Annotated in this window: 1 protein-coding gene; it reads right to left on the bottom strand. The window is 71.3% G+C overall.

Annotated features, from left to right (window positions below; all coding sequences use genetic code 11):
- A partial coding sequence (locus BIV23_RS45315) for an acyl carrier protein (RefSeq protein ID WP_177240276.1) occupies positions 1-533 on the bottom strand: 533 nt, incomplete at both ends.

The raw sequence follows: 533 nt of genomic DNA, 5'->3' as shown, positions 1-533 counted from the left end.
AAGACGGCACGCCATCGACACCACGGCGATCGGCTCGTCGGCGGGCGCCGCCCTACGGCGGCCGCGGCCGGGTGCGGAGCGCTTTTGGTCCTGCCCCACCTGCAGCTTGTCGAGGAGGAGTTGGGCGATGGCGGTGGGTGTCGGGTAGTCGAAGGCGAGGGTCGAGGGGAGGGTCAGTCCGGTCTCGGCGGACAGACGGCGGCGCAGTTCGACCGCCATCAGGGAGTCGAAGCCCAGCTCCTTGAGGACTTGTTGCGCCCCTACACCGTCCGCCTCGGCGATCCCGAGGATCACCGCTGCCTCGGCCTGCACCAGTCGCGTCAGAGTTGCGACACGCTCCGTGTCAGCGAGGGCGGCGATCCTGTCGCGAAGTCCGGAGCCGCCCGGTTCGGCCTGTCCGGCGCGTTTGCGGGGGGCGCGGACCAGAGCGCGCAGCAGGGCCGGAATCTCGTCGGCCTGCCGTTGCAGTGCCGTGAGGTCGAGTCGTACCGGGACGAGGTGTGCGCAGGGCTGGGCGAGCGCGGCATCCAGCG

This window comes from Streptomyces monashensis (assembly GCF_001866665.1).
GTDB lineage: Bacteria > Actinomycetota > Actinomycetes > Streptomycetales > Streptomycetaceae > Streptomyces > Streptomyces monashensis.
Note: the sequence above shows the minus strand (reverse complement) of the source record. Positions and strands in the feature narration are given on the sequence as shown.